The organism is Ezakiella coagulans (assembly GCF_003096635.1).
In the GTDB taxonomy this organism is placed as follows: Bacteria; Bacillota; Clostridia; order Tissierellales; family Peptoniphilaceae; genus Ezakiella; species Ezakiella coagulans.
This window is the reverse complement of the sequence record NZ_QEKV01000002.1, coordinates 212,243-231,863: the sequence shown is the minus strand read 5'-3', so window position 1 is coordinate 231,863 and position 19,621 is coordinate 212,243. Positions and strand designations below refer to the sequence as shown.

The 19,621-nt window shown below is 35.8% G+C and carries 20 protein-coding genes and 1 riboswitch; of the genes, 3 read left to right on the top strand and 17 right to left on the bottom strand.

Annotated features, from left to right (window positions below; translation table 11 throughout):
• Window positions 1–6: 6 nt before the first annotated feature.
• The 8 genes from purE to C7381_RS02520 form a co-directional block, all read right to left on the bottom strand.
• The gene (gene purE / locus C7381_RS02555) at window positions 7–486 is read right to left on the bottom strand and encodes a 5-(carboxyamino)imidazole ribonucleotide mutase (protein ID WP_034544864.1); all 480 of its coding nucleotides are present in this window, start codon (window positions 484–486) and stop codon (window positions 7–9) included.
• 172 nt (window positions 487–658) lie between these two features.
• A complete protein-coding gene (locus C7381_RS02550) occupies window positions 659–1,672 on the bottom strand; it encodes a stalk domain-containing protein (protein WP_034544863.1) in 1,014 nt (337 codons plus the stop codon).
• Window positions 1,673–1,790: 118 nt separating this feature from the next.
• The gene (locus C7381_RS02545; protein ID WP_052085322.1) at window positions 1,791–2,690 is read right to left on the bottom strand and encodes a YitT family protein; all 900 of its coding nucleotides are present in this window, start codon (window positions 2,688–2,690) and stop codon (window positions 1,791–1,793) included.
• A 98-nt stretch (window positions 2,691–2,788) separates the two neighbouring features.
• Entirely contained in the window at window positions 2,789–4,258 is a 1,470-nt protein-coding gene (gene gcvPB / locus C7381_RS02540; protein ID WP_034544862.1) for an aminomethyl-transferring glycine dehydrogenase subunit GcvPB, read from the bottom strand.
• Window positions 4,258–5,592, bottom strand: a complete 1,335-nt coding sequence (gene gcvPA, locus C7381_RS02535; protein WP_034544861.1) for an aminomethyl-transferring glycine dehydrogenase subunit GcvPA — start codon at window positions 5,590–5,592, stop codon at window positions 4,258–4,260. Before gcvPA ends, gcvPB begins: the two co-directional genes overlap by 1 nt.
• A gap of 1 nt (window position 5,593) precedes the next feature.
• On the bottom strand, window positions 5,594–5,977 hold the full coding sequence (gene gcvH, locus C7381_RS02530) for a glycine cleavage system protein GcvH (RefSeq protein WP_034544859.1): 384 nt from the start codon (window positions 5,975–5,977) through the stop codon (window positions 5,594–5,596).
• Between the two features lie 49 nt (window positions 5,978–6,026).
• Window positions 6,027–7,136 (bottom strand): glycine cleavage system aminomethyltransferase GcvT, encoded by a 1,110-nt coding sequence (gene gcvT, locus C7381_RS02525; protein ID WP_034544857.1) that lies wholly within the window; start codon window positions 7,134–7,136, stop codon window positions 6,027–6,029.
• Window positions 7,137–7,329: 193 nt separating this feature from the next.
• Window positions 7,330–7,863, bottom strand: coding sequence for a folate family ECF transporter S component (locus C7381_RS02520; protein ID WP_034544855.1), 534 nt, complete (start codon window positions 7,861–7,863; stop codon window positions 7,330–7,332).
• 46 nt (window positions 7,864–7,909) lie between these two features.
• Window positions 7,910–8,003: riboswitch (THF riboswitch) on the bottom strand.
• Between the two features lie 45 nt (window positions 8,004–8,048).
• Between C7381_RS02520 and C7381_RS02515 the strand changes: the two genes are divergently transcribed.
• On the top strand, window positions 8,049–9,323 hold the full coding sequence (locus C7381_RS02515; protein ID WP_116479761.1) for a bifunctional folylpolyglutamate synthase/dihydrofolate synthase: 1,275 nt from the start codon (window positions 8,049–8,051) through the stop codon (window positions 9,321–9,323).
• A gap of 56 nt (window positions 9,324–9,379) precedes the next feature.
• On the opposite strand, the gene C7381_RS02510 is transcribed toward C7381_RS02515, so the two are convergent.
• The 4 genes from C7381_RS02510 to rplM form a co-directional block, all read right to left on the bottom strand.
• Window positions 9,380–11,005, bottom strand: coding sequence for an ATP-binding cassette domain-containing protein (locus tag C7381_RS02510; protein WP_116479760.1), 1,626 nt, complete (start codon window positions 11,003–11,005; stop codon window positions 9,380–9,382).
• Window positions 10,995–12,182, bottom strand: coding sequence for a radical SAM/SPASM domain-containing protein (locus C7381_RS02505; protein WP_116479759.1), 1,188 nt, complete (start codon window positions 12,180–12,182; stop codon window positions 10,995–10,997). Before C7381_RS02505 ends, C7381_RS02510 begins: the two co-directional genes overlap by 11 nt.
• A 448-nt stretch (window positions 12,183–12,630) precedes the next feature.
• Window positions 12,631–13,011 carry a 30S ribosomal protein S9 gene (gene rpsI / locus C7381_RS02500; RefSeq protein ID WP_034544852.1) on the bottom strand — a complete coding sequence of 127 codons (381 nt, stop codon included), beginning with the start codon at window positions 13,009–13,011 and terminating at the stop codon, window positions 12,631–12,633.
• Window positions 13,011–13,454: a 50S ribosomal protein L13 gene (gene rplM, locus C7381_RS02495; RefSeq protein WP_116479758.1), complete on the bottom strand. Its 444-nt coding sequence runs from the start codon at window positions 13,452–13,454 to the stop codon at window positions 13,011–13,013. Before rplM ends, rpsI begins: the two co-directional genes overlap by 1 nt.
• Before the next feature lie 217 nt (window positions 13,455–13,671).
• On the opposite strand from rplM, the gene mnmH reads away from it, so the two are divergent.
• Both mnmH and rpsD read left to right on the top strand, forming a co-directional pair.
• Window positions 13,672–14,685: a tRNA 2-selenouridine(34) synthase MnmH gene (gene mnmH / locus C7381_RS02490; RefSeq protein ID WP_116479757.1), complete on the top strand. Its 1,014-nt coding sequence runs from the start codon at window positions 13,672–13,674 to the stop codon at window positions 14,683–14,685.
• A 111-nt stretch (window positions 14,686–14,796) separates the two neighbouring features.
• Window positions 14,797–15,390, top strand: coding sequence for a 30S ribosomal protein S4 (gene rpsD, locus C7381_RS02485; RefSeq protein WP_034544847.1), 594 nt, complete (start codon window positions 14,797–14,799; stop codon window positions 15,388–15,390).
• A gap of 56 nt (window positions 15,391–15,446) precedes the next feature.
• Here the strand turns inward: rpsD and C7381_RS02480 are convergent, their stop codons facing one another.
• The 5 genes from C7381_RS02480 to C7381_RS02460 are packed head-to-tail and all read right to left on the bottom strand — an operon-like array spanning window position 15,447 to window position 19,621.
• On the bottom strand, window positions 15,447–16,148 hold the full coding sequence (locus tag C7381_RS02480; protein WP_165803566.1) for a glycerophosphodiester phosphodiesterase family protein: 702 nt from the start codon (window positions 16,146–16,148) through the stop codon (window positions 15,447–15,449).
• Complete coding sequence (locus C7381_RS02475) at window positions 16,117–16,761, bottom strand: HAD family hydrolase (protein ID WP_116479755.1); 645 nt, start codon at window positions 16,759–16,761, stop codon at window positions 16,117–16,119. The genes C7381_RS02480 and C7381_RS02475 overlap by 32 nt, the downstream gene beginning before the upstream one ends.
• 9 nt (window positions 16,762–16,770) lie before the next feature.
• On the bottom strand, window positions 16,771–17,865 hold the full coding sequence (locus tag C7381_RS02470) for an ABC transporter ATP-binding protein (protein WP_116479754.1): 1,095 nt from the start codon (window positions 17,863–17,865) through the stop codon (window positions 16,771–16,773).
• A gap of 6 nt (window positions 17,866–17,871) precedes the next feature.
• Window positions 17,872–18,744, bottom strand: a complete 873-nt coding sequence (locus C7381_RS02465) for a carbohydrate ABC transporter permease (protein ID WP_116479810.1) — start codon at window positions 18,742–18,744, stop codon at window positions 17,872–17,874.
• A 4-nt stretch (window positions 18,745–18,748) separates the two neighbouring features.
• On the bottom strand, window positions 18,749–19,621 hold the full coding sequence (locus C7381_RS02460) for a carbohydrate ABC transporter permease (RefSeq protein WP_116479753.1): 873 nt from the start codon (window positions 19,619–19,621) through the stop codon (window positions 18,749–18,751).

The following is a 19,621-nucleotide window of genomic DNA, read 5'->3' as shown; positions in this document are numbered from 1 at the left end:
AATAAATTAAGCCTCGAGTTCCTTGTTCATCTCTACTACTTGGTCTTGTAATTCTTTTCTATAATCAACCAATTTCTTCTTTAGTTCATCATATTTTAAGCTAAGCATTGAAATTGCTAATAATGCAGCATTTTCTCCACCGTCAATTGCAACAGTTGCAACAGGAATACCCTTTGGCATTTGAACTACCGATAAAAGTGAATCCATACCACCCATAACTGATGTCTTTGCAGGAATACCAATTACCGGAACAATTGTGTTTGCAGCAATAACTCCACCCAAATGTGCAGCCTTTCCTGCGATTGCAATAATAACTTCAATTCCGTCTTTTTCTGCTGATTCAGCAAATTCAAAAGCTCTCTTTGGAGTTCTGTGTGCAGAAATTACCTCCATATGTGTTTCAACATTAAACTTGTCAAAAATTTTCTTTGCCTTTTCTGCGATTTCTCTGTCAGAAATGCTTCCCATAATAATAGCTGCCTTCAATTTAATACCTCCTCAAAAATTGAATCGTTAAAATAAAATAAGCCCGAACGGATAGGAAAAACCTACCCGCCCGGGCTTTTCTCCCTTCGGTGTAGAGAAGATTACTCTTCTCTTGTATCGCTCGGTCCTTCCATAGGTGGATCCCTAGATACACTTTTTCAAAAAAATTTAATTAAAATCTTTTCTTATATTCCTCTGACAAAATATCATTGATTTCATAATTTTTATAATATTCCATCGGAATCGGATCAGCTTCAGGAACGAAAAATATAACAGCATCTTTCATAAGATACATATTTAAGTCTCCGAACATGAATTGTCCTTTTTTATAACTTTCTTTAAGTTTGTTTACAATCTTTTCTCTGTCTTTCCAGGATACTTTTATAAAATCATCCGGACTTAGAACAGTTCCTTTCTTCAAATCAAAATTTATTGAGTTGAATATCTTTCTTCTCTTTTTACCTTTTTCCAAGAATCCGTCAAAGATAACACTAAGAAAATTCTTGTCATAAATCCCTATATCATATTTGACATACAAATTGTCATATTCATACTTATCAAAAGTTTCTTTTATATAAGCTTCAAGCTTTTTATTCACAAACGAATGCTTTTGATTTTCAATATAAGGATAAACAATATAGGTTGACTTCAGTGGAACAGCCTTTTTGGAAACTTTTTTAATATTTCCGTCGGCATCCTTTTCATTTACTTTATTTATTTCATAAATATATTTACTGTAGACTTTAGGCATTATGTCATCAATCTTATATCTGAAATATAAGTTGTCATTTAAATAAAACACATCGAGGTCCAAAACATAGTAAAAGAAAATATGAGGAACGTAAGTTACTCCATCTTTTATATTCGGACTCAAATACAATTTTATTTGATCGCCATATCTATTTTTATAGTTGTCCTGACCAACGGTTAGCGTAGCTTTGAACATTCCTTTTGAAACAGAAATATTGCCTTTTCCATTCCAATGAACATCAAAGCCGAGTGTCTCACACGTTTCGCGAAGCGGAATCATATAGATCGTTTCGCCGGTTGAATCACTAACACTATAGGGTTTTATATTGTATTTGTGATCTTTTATGCCTGTCATCTTACTTATTTCAGTCTCAGCTTTAACGGCAAAACTAAAAAAAAGTACAAACAACAAAACTGTTAAAAAACGTTTTTTCATGCTACCCCCCTATAATATAAGTCTTGCGACCAGGTCCTTTCTATAATAATCTATAAATAAATATCAACCGTACAACTCAATTGTATCACATTTAAAAGAAAAATAAAAGTCTTTTTTTCTAATCATCGAAACTTTTCCAATGAAAACCGAAAACTTGGTGTGCACTTGAAACAATCATGAATGCATTTTTGTCCAAGTCTTTCAAGTGGTTTTTAAGCTTGATAAAGTCTCTGTTTGTAACTACAGTTTGAACAATTGTTCTTTTTTCCATAGTATATGCACCGGTTGCTTCGTAAATCGTAGCACTTCTTCCAAGAAGAATAAGAAACGAACTGACATCCTTAGGGTGTTCAGTTGCGATGAAGCAAAGCTTTCCTGCGGTGAGACCATCTATTGTATAGTCTATTATAAGCCCGTTCATTATAACTCCAATTAAACAAAATAGTGCAATTTCAACGCCATAAGTAAAACCGACGGCAAGAGTTATTAAAAAGTCCGTTACAAGGCACCCTTTCCCAAGATCGAGCCCCAAATACTTATATAAAACCTTAGCAATTATGTCAGAGCCGCCCGTTGAGGCTCCTTGATTTAAAACAAATCCGACCCCTATGCCGTAGATAAGAACAGCTACAACTAAATTCAAGAATGTATTTTGTACAATCGGTGCATTCATTGGAATCAAAATTTCCAAAACCCAAACAGTGCCCGAAAGTGCAAGAGTCGATATGACGGTTAAAAATCCAAATTTATTCCCTATTAATATAAATCCAATAATAAATAATACTGCGTTTACAATAAGTAAAAGCGGTCCAGTGTCGAGCGGTAAAAGTTTTGCAAGAATAAGTGCAAGTCCGGTCGCTCCACCAAGAGAGAGATTGCTCGGTAAAAGAAAGAAATGAATTGACGCCGCAATCATTAGAACTCCGATGATAATAAATGCCACTTGTTTTTTACTTATTGAAGAATTTTGTTTAATAATATTTTCGACTTTTTGGAGTCGATTTTGTTTTTCACTCATAATTACCTCTATGTAATGAAAAGACGCGAGAATCAAACAAATCTCGTGCAAGCACTGTCAAATTAACTTCGCGTCTTTCATTTTATTAAAAATTTATTTTATTCTGCTTCTTTTTCGTATCTAACGATAGGTTTTCTTGCTGCCAATGTTTCGTCAGGTCTTGACACATCTGTTGTAAGAGGTGATTTCTTCAAGCTTTCCGGATTTTCTTTTGCAGTCTTTGCAATATCAATAAGAGCAGCAGCAAATTCTTCCAAACTTTCCTTGGATTCTGTTTCAGTCGGTTCAACCATAAGTGCTTCGTTCACAATTAGCGGGAAGTATACTGTTGGTGGATGGAATCCTCTGTCAATAAGTCCTTTTGCAACATCGAGAGTTGTTACACCTGACTTTTCGTAGTCTTTTAATCCACCCAATACAAATTCATGTTTGTAAAGTGTATCAACCGGAACATTATAGTAATCCTTAACAAGGTGGAAGAGGTAGTTTGCATTTAAAACAGCTCTTTCAGAAGCTTGTTTCAAACCATCTGAACCCATGCTCAAAATGTAAGAATAAGTTCTTACAAGAACAGCGAAATGTCCATAGAAATTCTTCATCTTTCCGATGGAGTATTCCTTATCATAGTTCAAGTGGAATTTGTCTCCGTCTTTTTCAATTACCGGAACAGGAAGGAATTCTTCGAGTTCTTTCTTTACACCGACAGGTCCTGCACCAGGTCCTCCGCCTCCGTGAGGAGTTGAGAAAGTCTTGTGCACGTTAAAGTGAATAACGTCAAATCCCATTTTACCAGGTCTGCAGTGACCTAAGATAGCATTTGCATTTGCACCGTCATAGTAGCAAAGTCCGCCTGCTTCATGGATTATGCCTGTGATTTCCTTTATGTGTTGGTCAAAAATTCCAAGTGTGTTCGGGTTTGTAAGCATAAGTCCTGCTGTATCGTCGCCGACTGCAGCTCTCAGTGCATCCAAATCAACCAAACCGTTTTCATCGCTTGGAACTTCAACAGGAATCAATCCTGAAACTGCAGAAGTTGCAGGGTTTGTTCCGTGTGCTGAGTCAGGTACGATAACCTTATTTCTCTTTGTATCACCATTCTTTTCATGGTAAGCCTTAATAATCTTTATACCTGTGAGCTCTCCGTGAGCACCTGCACCCGGTTGAAGTGTAACGGCGTCCATTCCGGCAATTTCTTTTAGTTGTTCTTGAAGATTGTACATAAGCTCAAGAGCTCCTTGAACTTCATCTTCATCTTGATACGGGTGAATGCCCGCAAAGCCCGGAAGAGCAGCCATTTCTTCATTTATTCTAGGATTGTACTTCATTGTACAACTTCCAAGCGGATATAATCCTGTGTCAACTCCGTAGTTCTTGTTCGAAAGATTTGTAAAGTGTCTGATAACATCAACTTCACTTACTTCCGGCAAATTCGGACATGAGTCCGCAAGATATTTTTCCGGAATTGCACTCTTTAAATCAGTTTCTTCAACGTCAAGAGGTGGTAAATTGTAGCCCTTTCTTCCCGGAGTAGAAACTTCAAAAATTAATTTATCATATTTTCTAAACATTATTTCCCTCCTAAAAGTTCTACTAATCTATCCATTTCTTGTTTTGTACGTTTTTCAGTAACAGCAAACATTACGTTGTCATAGTCTTTAAAGAATCTCTTTAGACCGAAACCACCGATCATTTCTTTGTCTTTCAATAGTTCTCTTTGCTTGTCAGCTGTTAGTCCTTCAACTACAAATTCTTTAAAGAAAGGTTGATTCCATTTGAGCTTAAAGCCTTTTTCTTCAAGTTTTGATTGGAGATAGTGAGCCTTTGACATAGATTGAATTGCGACTTCTCTGAGACCTTGTTTACCTAAAAGACACATATACATTGTTGCTGCAAGTGTATTTACACCTTGGTTTGAACAAATATTTGAAGTTGCTTTTTCACGACGTATGTGTTGTTCTCTTGCTGTTAATGTCAAAACATAGCAGCGTTTACCGTTGTTGTCGACAGTTTGACCGACAATTCTTCCCGGCATTTTTCTAAGGAACTTTTCGGTTGTACACATAAATCCGAGGAGCGGTCCTCCGAATTCTGTTGCTATACCGAGAGCTTGTCCTTCACCAATAACAACATCCGCACCCATATCGCCAGGTTTTTTCAAAACGCCTAAGCTGATTGGATCAACTGCTGCGACAAATGAGGCTTTCTTTGCGGTGTGTGTTATGTTTGCACATTCTTCTAAATCTTCGATAATACCGAAGAAGTTAGGGCTTTGAACCATAACGCAAGCTACATCGTCATCAATTTTATTTTTTAAATCTTCAATATCAGTAATTCCGTCTTTTTCTTTGATAAGAACTACTTCGATACCTTGTCCTTTTGCATAATTATCCAAAACTTTTCTTGAGCTTGGATTCAATGTTTCACTTACTAAAACTTTATTCTTTTTATTGACCGTCGCACACATTATAGCAGCTTCAACCACAGCGTTTGAATGATCGTAAACGGAAGCGTTAGCAACTTCCATTCCGGTCAAATCGCATAGAAGTGTTTGGAACTCGAAAATGTATTGTAAAGTTCCTTGTGATACTTCAGGTTGATATGGTGTGTATGATGTTAAGAATTCTCCACGGCTTACAATCGGAGCTATAATGCTTGGAATGTAGTGATCATAGAGTCCTGCACCGAGGAATGAAGGAACATCTGCAGATGAAAGATTTTTCTTTGCAAGCTTTCCGATAATGTTTCTAACTTCAATTTCGGATTTTGCTTTCGGCAAATTCAAAGCTTCCTTCATTCTCATGCTTTCAGGAACGTCTGAATATAAATCATCTACACTTTCCAAACCGATAGCTTCGAGCATGCTCTTAATATCGTTGTCGGTATGTGGTAGATATGGATGCATTCTATGCTTCCTCTTGTAAGAATTTTTCATAATCTGCAGCTGACATAAGTTCATTTACATCGTCTGCATTTTCCATTTTGATTTTGCAAATCCAAGCATCGTATGGCTTTTCATTTAACATTTCAGGAGCGTCTTCGAGTTCTTCATTTACTTCAACAACAGTTCCTGCTACAGGTGCAAACAAATCACTTGCTGCCTTTGTTGATTCGATTGCTGCAACTGAATCGCCTGCTTCAAATTCATCATCTTCATCCGGTAATTCAACGTAAACAATTTCTCCCAAGTGTTCTTGTGCGTAGTCGCAAAGTCCTATATATGCTTCTTCGCCATCAACTTTTAACCATTCGTGGTCCTTTGTGTAAAATAAATCCTTTTTAACTTCCATTATAATCCTCCTTATATTGGCTTTTTGCCTTAATTTATTACATCACAAATTACTTTGTGTGTTTGTTTCCTCTTGCTTCTAGGAATTTCTTTGATATGATTTTTGCAGGTACCGGTTTATTTCTGATCATAATATCAAATGTGTTTCCAATACCTTTGTATTCCTTTTCAATGAGTGCGTTACCTATTCTTGTTCCAAGTGTTGGTGACAAGTAACCTGTTGTAACATGTCCGATTTCTTTTCCGTCTTTTTCAATCTTGTATCCTGCTCTTGGAATTCCGCGTCCTTCAAGTTCAAATCCTACAAGAACTCTCTTTGGATTTGCAGCGTATTCTTCAAGTGCTTTTCTTCCGTTGAAATCATTTCCTGTTTTTAAATCAACGAAGAATTTAAATCCTGCTTCAACCGGGTTGATGTCAGGTCCGATTTCTTGTCCATAAAGTGGAAGTGAGGCTTCAAAACGTAGTGTATCTCTGCATCCAAGTCCGCAAGGAAGTAGGTTTACATCCTTTCCTGCTTCAAGCACTGCATCAAAAACAGTTTTAATTGATTCGGTGTCCGTATAGATTTCAAATCCGTCTTCTCCGGTGTATCCTGTTCTTGAAATGAGGCACTTCTTTCCTGCAATTTCAACTCCGTCTTTAAATGTAAAGAACGTGATTTTTGACAAATCTTCGTCTGTTAGTTTTTGAACAACTTCTTCAGCCTTTGGTCCTTGCACTGCAACTTGACCTGTTTCATCAGAAACGTTTTTGACTTCAACGTCGAATTTTTTGGATTCTTCTAAAATCCACTTGAAGTCTTTGTCAACATTTGCTGCGTTAACAACTAAATAATATTTTTCATTGTTATATCTGTAAACCAATAAGTCATCAACAACAAATCCGTTCGGTTCACACATAAATGTGTATTGAACTTGATTGTCCTTTTGACGCATAATGTCGTTTGTCATCATAAAGCTAACAAATTTTTCAGCTTCCTTTCCGGTTACCCAAATTTCTCCCATGTGAGAAACGTCAAATATTCCGGCCCTTTCTCTAACAGCTTCATGTTCTTCTTTTAGTCCGCTGTACTCCACAGGAAGATTCCAACCTGCATATTCAACCATATGCCCGCCGAGTCTTACGTGAGCATCATAAAGCGGTGTTTTCTTTGCCATACAACCATCTCCTTATATCAAATTCAGTTCAAGCCCGCAGAAATTTCTTATTACATTAAAGGGCTTGACACCTAAGTCTATTATACCCTATTATGTGATTTAATTCAACATATAATCAAAAATATTCTGTTAATAAATTTACTAAATCAAAAAAGCTCTCCGTTAATTTGGAGAGCCTCATATTCGAATTGTTCTAAAATAATTCATCATCACTAAAACTGAATTTAATGAATCTTTTCATAAGAATTTCAAGTATTATACATACGACAACAGCTTCAATTACAACTTTTGTTGCACGTCCGATAACGAGTGTTGTAAACGGTGTTCCGTAAAGACCGTTTAGCCAATAGCTGTTAAGAATTAAATGGACAATACCATAAACCGCAACAATCGATAAAATGATTGTAAGATTTAAATTCTTTTTCTTCTTCAAGAAATAGCATGCGACAAGTCCCGGAATAAGTCCCGTCAAAAGCGAACTCATTGTGAAACCTAGGTGAAATTGTCCGCCGGCGTTTATCATAAAACCGATCAAATCTGCACTAAGTCCTGAGATTGCACCCAATATCGGACCAAATGCAATGCCGACCATTAAAATCGGAAGCGGCCCTATGCCGATTCTCATCGATTCTGTCAGTTGTACTGAAAATAAACGTGTTAAGATGACTGAAAGTGCAGTCAAAACACCTGCCATAACTAATTTCCTGGTAGTAAATTTCTTATTCATTTGTTTCCCCTTAAAAAATATTTCAAAGTGGGCTTAGGGTAATACCCAAAGCGGTTGCGATAAAGAACCGCAGTCAAATGACCTTCGTTTAAGCTCGACAACCCATAGCTTAACACTTTACGCTCTTTACCTACTCTGATATTTGTATTATAATATAATTTAAAAGAAATTGCAATGGAGGAACTATGAAAAATTTTGAAAAATACATCGACTGGATGTACAAACGAGATGAAAAAAAAGGAAAACATACCCTTAAAAATATACAAAAACTGCTCGAAGCATTCGATAATCCACAAGACAAAATAAAAGTCATTCACATCGCAGGCACAAATGGAAAGGGAAGCACATGTAATTTTCTTTCGAACACCCTTTCAAAAACTTCAAAAGTTGGACTTTTTATTTCACCGTTTATGGAATGCATGACCGAATCAATCACGATAAACGGAGTTAAGATTTCCGAAGAAGACTTTGTAAAATACATCGAACTTTTTAAACCCGTACTTGAAAAACTCGACGCCGAAGGATATAAAAACACATACTTTGAAGTATTAACCGCAATTATGTACAAATATTTTTACGATCAAAAAGTCGACGTTGCTGTTGTTGAAGTCGGCATGGGTGGAACTTTGGACTCGACAAATATCGTTAAAAGACCGATTGCATCAGTAATTGTTACGATTTCTATGGACCACGTGGGAATTCTTGGAAACACAATTGAAGAAATCGCAATGAACAAAGCCGGTATAATAAAAGAAGGTGCTCCTGTTTTTCTCTATCCTAAAGACGAACACCTATACAAACTGTTTAAAGACGTTGCTGATTCGAAACACGCTCCCCTATATACTTTCAGTAAAGACGAGGTCAAAGTTCTTCAAATAAGCGACCACGAAAATGATTTTGACTTCAGAGACTACAAAAATATGCGAACAAGCCTTGTCGGTGTTCATCAATTTTACAATGCATCACTTGCGATAATGGTGCTCGATTATTTTAAAGAAATGTTTAATTTGACCGAAGAAATCATTAAAGATGGTATTTTCACAAGTCACAACACCGGAAGACTACAAATAATCTCAAAATCACCAAAAATTCTTGTTGACGGTTCGCACAACAAAGAAGCAATGGATGCACTTGTAAATTCTTTAAAAGTCTTCAAATATAATCATCTAATTTTGGTCTTCAGCATTTTGAAAGACAAAGACTACGAATACGCTATAAAAGAGCTTTCAAAAATCACAGACAAATTTATCATAACCACAATCGACAATCCGGAGCGTGCTTTCAAGCTCTACGATTTGGAAAAAGAAGTGAAAAAAGTTCGAAATGATGTTGTCGCAATCGCCGACAGAGTTGAAGCGATAAACTATGCGACAACAATCGCCGAAGCGGACGATTTAATCCTCGTATGCGGCTCGCTATATCTTGTGAGAGATGTTATAAAATTTGTAAAAAATAAATAATTAAAGAAAAAACATCGATGGAAACATAAAGTTTTGTCGATGTTTTTCTATACATATTAAAAATTCTTTTTATCGTTTTTTGTCACGTCAACAGTTTTATTTTTAACCTCAACTATATAGTTGCAGTAATTCATTATGTCGTTGTTGTGGCTTATAATAAAGATAATCTTGTCTTTGTTGTTTTCTAAAACTGCAGTCATAATTTCTGTTTCGGTTTCCTTGTCGAGTGAACTTGTAGGCTCGTCCAAAATTACAATCTGTGCATTCTCAACGAAATATCTGGAAAGTGCAATTCTTTGTTTGTCACCGCCGGATAAATTTGCTCCGTTTTCAATAATCATCTCGTCCAAATTGTTGAACTTGGATAAAAATTTCAAATTTTCATAAACACTTTTTTGAACCGGCTTTCTTCCGAAATTCAAATTGTTGTAAATTGTGTCGGAAATAATCGGCGTGTTTTGCGAATAATAAGAAATGTTTTTTAAATATTCTTCATTCTTTATTTTTTCAATCGGAATGTCGTTTATATAAATACCCTTGACGCTTCTGAATTTCGGAATCAATTTTACAAGTGTACTCTTACCCGTACCGCTTTCACCCTTGATTCCAACAATGTCGCCTTTCTTAAAACTCATATGAATGTCGTTTAATAAATTTTTATCATATATATCGACTGAATTTATGTCGAAACGGATGCTCTTTACATCACTCGGCATATCCAAAGCTCCGTCTTCTTCGCGATATTCTATCATTGTTTTTAAGAATTCATCCGCCGCTTTAACATCGGCAATGCCCAAGTTTGTAAAGGATAGACCTCTTATCGCATTTGAAAAATATGGGAATACAAGCATTACATAAACAACGCCTCCGAATGCGTCCTTATTTTTCAGTGCAAGTGCCGCCAAAAATACAATTGTGAGAGATTGAATGATTTGGTTTAAACCTATGAGAAGTCCGGAAACGCCGTTTGCAACATAATTTACTTTTTTTCGAACACCCTCCGACTCTAAAATATTTTTCTTGATCATCGGCAACAGATTTTCATTTTCGCTGTTTTGCTTTATGAAATCGACTTGAGATACTACGGAGTGGATATTGCTTTGCGACTTGGAACTTGCCTGTCTGAGTTTCACTGACAATTTCGCAAGTTTTTTGTTTAAGAGCTTAAATCCGAAATAATGAATCGGCAAAGTAATAAACATCAAAAGTGCAGCAATATGATTTAAAGTAAACGAAATATATATACTTACAATAATCGTTGCAATATTAACTATAAGACTCGGAATTACATCAAAATACAAACCCGCGTATGCATCCGCCGCGTTCCACACAAGGTCTCTTATTGCAGTTGGCCCATCTTCTATGTATTTATCATAATTGAGCTTAAATACATCAGCATATAAAATTTCAGCTGCTCTTCCATGATACTGTTGAATCAACTCATTTTTTATAAAAACCGAAATAAATTCGACTAAATATCCCGCTGCAAGTAGGAGTATAACCTTTATGATATCACTTGCTCCAATAGTTCCGACATTCTCAACCACATTGTTAAGAGTTATCGGTGCGATTACAAAAAGTATCGCGGACAATAAACTTAAGAATAACAGTAAAGCAAATCCCCATTTGTTCACTATTTTAAGCATTTCTTTCTTTTGTAATTTTAATTCTTTACTCTGCATTTTCTAACATCTTCCTCGCACATTTTTCATAATAATCACATAGATATTCGGTTCTTGTTAAGAAATTCCCATACATTATATATGAGTTTCCTCTACACCCACCACCACATATATTTCTATATGTACATTTATTACACTTCTCAACTTTTCTCACATCAAAAGAGTTTATCAATGAATTAATATTCGATGCTTTATATTTTTCATACCAGTCTTCTTGCAATATATTACAAATTTTTAATTCATCCTTCATTAAGAGTTGACAAGGATATACATCTCCTGCAGGACTAATAGAAATTATTGTGTCACCCGCTCCGCATCCTGAAGACCCACATTCTTCATCAATTAGTTCATACTTATCATAATTTGGAATGAATTTAATTTCATCTTGAACGCTTGGTATACATAACACTCCAATATGTTTAATTCCATATTCTTCCACAAAATCTTTTACATGTTGACTATCGTCCTCGTATCCATTTGTAAAAACCGACCTAACAAAAACTTTGCACTTTCCATCTTTGTTTAATTCTATTATATTGTTGAGTACATTTTTTGGTTTTAAACCTGTTCTCATTTTATCATTCATACTGTCCAAACTAATTATAATATTGTCAACATAATTATATAAATCATCTTTAGGATTTATTTTTGTGCCATTTGTCAGTAATGTTGTATTGATACCTAATTGTTTAGCATATTGAATGATTTCTTTAGCTCCACTATATAATAATGGTTCACCACCTGTAAAATGGACTCTTTGTAAGCCTTTTTGCTTCAATGTATCAAAAATCATTTTCCAGTCTTCAACTTTCAAAACATCGTGCTTATTTAGATTTTCCTTCTGGTAACAATATTTGCACCGTAAATTGCATTCAAATGTTAAATGAGCATAGACATCTTTTATAATTTTTTCTTGTCCCATATTGACGCTTACATATTCTTTAGACTTATATGTATCCATATCATCTACTAGAATATTATTATCAATTAGTATATCTATTTGCTCCTTCGAAAGTATATCATATATATTTTCAAAATCTTCATCTTGATTACATTTAATTAAATAATCATAAATTTCACTATTTAATTCTGTTAATGTGTTAGTGAAACTATTATAAAGCTTTACATCTTCTTTATTTTTGGATTCAATCAATGTTAAATCATTGCTTAATTTCATACTTCCTCCTTTCTTATCTGTTTTAATCCAATCTGATAAGACAAAGTCTTATCAGATTGGATTATGCTCCTTGTCCACATGTGTTTCCGCAACCGCATCTGCTGTTGCAAGTTCCTCTTCTAGAGAAGCTGATCTTTTTCACCTTCAAATCTTTAAGTCTTTCCATAATTACACCTCCTAAATAACTATTAAGATTCTAAATAAGAGCTATAGCATTTATTTAAATTCTTATTTATATTATAATACTATATTATTTTTTTGTCAATATGTTTTTATATATTATTTATTTATTTTTATATTTTATTTATTTCATGATATATATATGTATAATTATTTTTATAAAAATACTATATAACCAAATATTATTTATACAATATTTAAAACAACAAAAAAAAACCTGTAATCATTAAAATTACAAGGTTTATATTTTTTATAGTATTTCGAAAAACTATCGTTTTGAGAATTGAGTAGATTTTCTTGCCTTTTTGAAACCGTATTTCTTTCTTTCCTTCATTCTCGGGTCTCTTGTTAAGAAACCTGCTTGTTTCAATGAAGCACGAAGTTCAGGATCTGCTTCTAAAAGTGCACGGCTGATTGCATGTCTTACAGCGCCTGCTTGTCCTGACTTTCCGCCGCCGCGAACGTTGATTTTAACGTCGTATTTACCTTCTGTTTCGGTCAATACAAATGGGCTCTTAGCAAGTCTTCTCAATGTGTCAAGGTCAAAATATTCATCAACAGGTTTGCCGTTAACAAAAAACATTCCTTTGCCTTCTGTTAAGATAGCACGAGCTGTTGAGGTTTTTCTTCTACCAACTGATTGATACATTATCTGTTACCCCCTTTGATTTCATAAACTTCAGGTTTTTGAGCTTCATGTCCGTGTTCAGTTCCACTGTAAACACGTAATTTTTTGAGCATTTGTCTTCCGAGTGAATTCTTTGGAAGCATTCCTTTTACTGCAATCATAAGAGCTTTTTCCGGAGTGTTTGCCATCATAGTTCTATAATCGACAGATTTTAATCCTCCCGGATATCCTGTGTGCCAGTAATATTTCTTTTGATCGAGTTTCTTTCCTGTAAGTTTCATCTTGTCAGCGTTGATTACGATTACATAATCTCCTGTGTCAACGTGCGGGGTATAAATAGGTTTGTTTTTTCCGCGAAGAATCGTTGCAACTTCTGTAGCAAGACGACCGAGAACCAATCCATCGGCGTCAATAACAAGCCACTTGCGCTCGATTTCTTGCGGTTTAGCCATAAATGATTTCATATTAATTTTTCATTCCTTTCGAGCATTTTGTAGCGTTTATTAAGACAGGTTTCCGGGTCCTTTCTTAAAAAACAGTCTGCATATATTTTATATCTTCATAAAACAAATGTCAAGTGTTTTTAGATATTTTTATGAAAAGATTTTTATTGTAACTTTTAAACTATAAACTCGCCTTGAAATAACTGCAAAAACACCTTATAATTAGTTTGGTGGTATAATGTTTGAATTACTTAATTATGAAGAAACAACAGACAACGATTTATTTATTGATTTAAGAAGCAGCGAAGAATTTTATGATTTTCATATTCCCGGCTCTATAAATTTTCCAATTTTAAATAATGAAGAACGAAAAATTGTCGGCACTTTGTATGACAACGGTTCAAGACGGGAAGCAAAAAGAAGTGCAATAACTTTTGTATCGACAAAACTTTTGGAGCTTGAAGATTTGATTTATAAGAACAGCGACAGGCGAATAATTTTCACATGTGCAAGAGGCGGATATAGATCGAAGACAATCGCGTCTTTATTTTTCACACTCGGATACAATGTCTACAAACTAAAAGGCGGCATGAAATCATATAGACGCTATATAAACGAGAAATTGCCCGAAAAATTATCGAAAATTTCTCTCGTAACTCTCTATGCTCCAACGGGTTCCGGAAAAACCGAAATACTCCATCTTTTAAAATCGAGAAATATTCCGGTTATCGATCTCGAAAATCTTGCCAACCACATGGGTTCGACTTTAGGTGGAGTGGGGCTTGGAAAAGCAAACTCGCAAAAGATGTTCGAGTCCCTTCTTTTCGAAGCGATTGACGACGAGCCTAAAACATATTTTATCGAAGGCGAAAGTAAAAGAATCGGAAATGTCGTGATGCCGGATTTATTGTACGAAAAAATTCTCGAATCAAAAAAGATTTATCTCGAGACTCCAATGAGTGTGCGAATCGAAAGGCTCAAAGAAACTTATGCAAAACCTGAGCTTATCGATGAACTAAAGACAGCTATCGAAAATCTTTCGAAATATCTCGGAAAAGAAACGAGAGCGGCTGTCGAAGAAAATATGATTTTAAAAAATTATGACGAGGTTGCAAGGCTGCTTTGCGAAAAGTATTACGACCACAACTACAGATTCAAAGCTGACGAGAAAACTTTATTCATAGAAAACGACGATATAATGCGAACGGTTTCTACTCTTTTGGATTTTTATAAAAGAGAAACCGACAAATAATATTATTTTTAATAAAATATGCATGAAAATGCTTGACAAACGGATAAGTATGATATATAATTTTTAATGAATACCGCGGCAAATCCAATTTTAGGAAAGGTGATTCAAAAAATGAGTAGTTTAAAAGGAGCCAGAGTAAAGATTGTAAGAAGACTCGGTCTTAACGTTTTCAATCTTCCAAAGGCTAACAAAGGAATGAAAAAAGGAGCAGCTAGAAGCGACAAGAAGCTTTCAACATATGGCGAACAACTCCTTGAAAAACAAAGATTAAGAGCATATTATCAAGTACCTGAAAATCAATTAAAAGGATACTTCGATAAGGCTAGAAAGTCAAAAGAACAAACAGGTCACGCACTTGTAAAATTACTTGAAACAAGACTCGATAACATGGTATATCGTGCAGGATTTGCTTCAAGTATCAGACAAGCAAGACAAATGGTTGTTCACGGACACATTTTAGTAAACGGCAAAAAAGTTGACCGTCCAAGCTTCCAAGTTCAAGTTGGCGACGAATTGACATTAAAAGAAAAGAGCCGTTCAAACGATATGTTCAAAGACAATTTTGCTGTTGGTGGAAACAGCCCATACCCTTACATTTCAAAGGACGAAAACAAATTCTCAGCTAAATTGGTTAAAATGCCTGAAAGAGAAGAAGTTCCTATTGAAATCCAAGACGTATTTGTTGTCGAATATTATTCACACTAGAAACTTTAAAGATCCCATTTGGGATCTTTTTTATTGCAATAAAAAAGGGATACAACTTAGTACCCCAAATTCGGAAAGTCAAGCTCCGGATAATTTGTTATTACTCCATCGAGTCCAATTTGAATCGACGTATCATAAACTTCTTTGTAGTTTATTGTCCAAGCGTTCACCTGTATATTATTTTTGTGTAAATCTTCGAGCATTTTTTTGTTCACAGAGCTGAATACAGGATGATAAAATTGAAAACCGCATTGTTTCAAATATTTTTCCGGACTGATGAGAGTTGATCCGGTGAGTGCCCCTAGCGGAACTTCCGGATCGATTTCCTTCATTTTAAGAAGGCTGTAATGGTTAAAACTTGAAACCAAAAGTCTATCGAGCATATCGTTTTTCTTGAATGCATCATACACTTTCTTTTCAATTCCTTGATAGAGAAAAACTCCCGTTTTAAGTTCAATATTACTTACAAGTTTTGAATCTTTAAAAATTTCTATATATTCATCAAGAGTTATCGGGTTTTCGCCGTTTTCATATTTCAAACTTTTGAGTTCATCAAGTGTAAGGTCTTTTACAAAAGCCTCCTTGTTTAAAAGTCGTTTTAAATATTCATCGTGAATTATCACCGGCACTCCGTCTTTTGTAAGCTGTACGTCGGTTTCAATTCCGAATATGTCGAGGTCCAAACATTTCTTAAATGCCTCACTCGAGTTTTCAAAAAACTTGCCGCTATATCCCCTGTGTGCATAAATTTTTGCCATAAACATCCTCCTTTACATATTGAAGTAATTCTTCCGGTCTATCTAATATTATAGCACTTTTTTTCAAATACTCCACCGTTCCCCAGCGACAGTAGAAAAAGTCTATACCGGCGTCAATTGCAGCCATATGGTCGGTGATTGCGTTTCCGACAAAGAGTACTTCGTGTTTCTCGAGTTTCATCGTGTCCATATATTTTAAAAGCATCTCGCCCGACGGCTTCGGATTTAAAACCATGTCCGCATGCACAACCGTTTCGATGTATTTTTGAAGGCCGTATCCGTTTAAAGCTAAATTTGCCGCTTCGGCATTTCTGTTTGTCGCCATTGCCTGATGGATGCCAAGCTTTTTCACCGCTCTTAAAAGGTTCATAACTCCATCGAAAGGTTTTATAGAATCGTCAATTTCTTTGTACATATTTTCAATTCTTTCGAGATTTCCCTCTTCTATATTGAGATTAAACATTTTAAAACTTTCGATTTGCGTTTGATGAAAAACTTTTTCCCTCTCGCCTTCCGTGAGTTTTCTTCCAATCATATATTCATACGTTTCAATCGTCACATTTTTTGAATCAAGAAGAGTTCCGTCGCAATCGTATATTATCGCTTTGTACATTTCATTCTCCTAGAGTCCAGACGGAAAAACAATCGTCTCTTCCGTATTTTTATCGAAAATATAAAGTCTATCCACATTCGGCAACACTTTATAAACTCTTTCTTCATAAATGCTGTCTTCCGGGTCAAACCTCATAACGAGTTTCGCACCGTCATAATATGTGTAGCAGAAAAGGTCGCTTCCCATATATTCAACATTTGAAAAGAGCACTTCCACTCCGTCATCGCCCAAGACAAAGTCTTCAGAGCGAACGCCGAGATAAACTTCTTTTTTATCTGAATCTCTGAGTGCCGACGAATAATATTTCGGCAAATTTATATATTTCCCCAAAAATTTTATCTGATATTTGTCGTTAACTTTTTTAATTTCACTTTCGACAATGTTCATTTGAGGACTTCCGATAAATTCAGCGATAAATTTATTTTTCGGTTTATTGTAGAGATTAATCGGCGTGTCGAACTGCTCGAGAACACCTTTATTTAAAACTGCAATCCTGTCGCCCATTGTCATCGCTTCGGTTTGGTCGTGCGTAACATATACAAATGTTGTATCGAGTTCCTTGTGTAGTTTTACAATTTCCGTGCGCATTTCTACTCTGAGTTTCGCGTCAAGATTTGAAAGCGGTTCGTCCAATAGAAAAACTTTCGGCTTTCTTACCATTGCGCGTCCGAGTGCAACTCTTTGGCGTTGACCGCCCGAAAGCTCACTCGGCTTTCTGTCGAGTAAGTCGGAAATTTGAAGAGTTTTTGCAATTCTTTCAACTTTTTCCTTGATTTCTTCTTTCGGCACCTTTTGCATTTTGAGCGCAAAGCCCATATTGTCCCTTATAGTCATGTGCGGATAGAGAGCATAGTTTTGGAAAACCATTGCGATGTCACGGTCTTTCGCCTCAATATCGTTCACTGCATTTTCCCCTATAAAAAGTGTCCCGTCCGAAATATCTTCGAGGCCCGCAATCATTCTTAGTGTCGTAGACTTGCCGCAACCCGACGGTCCTACAAGCACGACAAATTCCTTGTCGTCGATGTTTAGATTTAAATCATTCACCGCGACATATCCGTCTTCATATTTTTTTGTTATATTTTTAAATTTTACTTCAGCCATATTTACCTAACCTTTCACTGAGCCTGCCGTAAGTCCCTTTATCATATTCTTTTGCGCGAAAAGGAAAATCATAAGCGATGGAATCATACAGACTACAACTCCCGCAATCATCAAAACCATCGATTGTGAATCCACTGCATTAAGCATCGAAATTCCGATTTGAACTGTTCTATATTTGTCAAGTCCCGTAATGAGAAGCGGCCACATATACATATTCCATGAACCCAAAAATGAAGAAACGCTAAGAGCAGCAATTGTCGGTCTTGAGAGCGGAATTAAAATGTTTAAAACGAATCTGAAATTCGAGCAACCGTCAATTTTTGCAGCTTCGTATATTTCCTTCGGGAAAGATCTGAACGACTGTCTAAACAAAAATATTCCCATTGCGGTCGTGAGGTATGGAAGCACGAGTCCCAAAAATGAATCTCTAAGGCCCCAACCTGACACCATCAAAAAGTTCGAAATGATTGTAGCTTCTCCCGGAATCATCATTGTGGACATTATTATCGCAAATAGAACCGATGCTCCTTTAAATTTTAAAAAGTGAAATGCGAATGCCGCAAGAAGCGCCGTAAAAACTTGTGAAAACGTTATTATTACGGAAACTATAATCGAGTTTAAAATATATCTCCCAATCGGTGCCGTTTTAAACACGTTTACAAAGTTCATCAAAGTCGGCTTTTGCGGAAGAAGACTTATGTCTTTTGTGAAAATTTCACTCGGGTCTTTTATCGCCATCAAAAATGCATAGATTATTGGAAACAGTACAACTGTAACGACGACAATATTCAAAAGCATGCGTAATGCTTTTTTTAAATCGAAGCGAAAAGACTTGTTTCTTTTTATATTTATATTTTCTCTTTCGAGTACCTTCTGCATAAAATCACCTTTCTGCAAGAGACTTGCCGCCTCTGTTTGTTTTAAACAAAATTATCGTAAAAATCATTACAATAAAAAATAAAACTATGGATTCCGCCGAAGCATATCCATATTTGTAGTTTTCAAACGCATTTTTATATATGTCGTGAACTATAACATTTGTCGATTCGCCCGGTCCACCCATTGTGAGCAGTTTTATCTGTGCGAACGATTGAAATGCGTTAATGACATTTGTGACAATTACAAAAAACATTATCGGTTTTAAGGACGGCAAAGTTATATATCTGAATTTTTGAAAGCCGTTCGCTCCGTCGATGCTTGCACTTTCATATAGCGAAGCATCGATTGCAGCGAGTCCGGCACTCAAATATAGAAAATTCATCCCCGAATTTAGCCATGCCGTAAGAACGCTCACCGATATGAGTGCCATTGTCGGGTCTTCGAGCCAACTTATGTCGGAGCCGAAAATAAGATTCAAAGCTCCGATGCTTCTGTTTAACATAACTTTAAACACAAGCGCCATGCCCGAAGAGGCGATGGCCATCGGAAGGCTGTATGCCGCCGAGAAAATTTTGATCCCCGGAAAACTTCTTTGACAAAGAAGTGCGGTCATAAAGCCGAGTCCGACGCCCACCAACACAACTATTAACACATACATGAAGGTCACAACGAGACTGTTATAAAACGACGGCGATGTGAAGAGCGTCGTGTAGTTCTCAAGCCCTATAAAGAGATTGCTGTTTCCCATTCTGTCCGTCAAAAAAAGACTTCTGTAAATAGTTTTTATAAACGGATAAAATGTGAAAACTAGAAACCCTACCATCGCCGGCATAATATAAGAATATGCGGATTTTGTATATTTGTTTTTGCTGTTCAT